The following is a 540-nucleotide window of genomic DNA, read 5'->3' as shown; positions in this document are numbered from 1 at the left end:
GTTCAACACCACCCCGCGCCCGACCGGGCTGAACTCGCTGAACTTGTTGTGCGATAACCCCGCGGCGTTCGGCGCCACGATATTGACCAGGCCCGTCCCGTTCGCCGTCGTCGTCATGTCCGGCCGCTGCGCGCCCCCGTTCGGATCTGCCACCACCGCCGCGAACACCAATGACGGCCCCGTCACCCCAAGCAGAGCCGCGCTCGCCGCACCACTTCGACGTTGTGCGCGCGTTCTACCCCAACCGCCGTTGCCGCGCCCGCGCGACACCTCCCACACCGGCATGCCCGCCACCATTCTCAGCACCAAACGAAACATGTTCCTATTCACAATCCAATTCCACTGCATTGCGGATCATTTGCATCCCACACCATGTGTTGATTCAAATCTCGGCAAGACGATCGCCAGTTCGCATGTGCCTGAACCGCGGTTAATAATTGGCCGATACACTCAAATACCAGACCACCCCGTACCCCATGCCTGGAAGCGCCCTGAACGGCTTGCCAATGGTCATCGCCGCATTGGCCCATTTCGTCGACA

General features: G+C 61.5%; 1 pseudogene. It reads right to left on the bottom strand.

From position 1 onward, the window contains the following. Positions 1-318, bottom strand: a pseudogene (locus tag ACPUER_RS37095) (hemagglutinin); the annotation flags it as partial. Positions 319-540 lie beyond the last annotated feature (222 nt).

Origin of the sequence: Burkholderia sp. DN3021 (genome assembly GCF_049805555.1) — a bacterium.
In the GTDB taxonomy this organism is placed as follows: domain Bacteria; phylum Pseudomonadota; class Gammaproteobacteria; order Burkholderiales; family Burkholderiaceae; genus Burkholderia; species Burkholderia pyrrocinia_C.
Note: the sequence above shows the minus strand (reverse complement) of the source record. Positions and strands in the feature narration are given on the sequence as shown.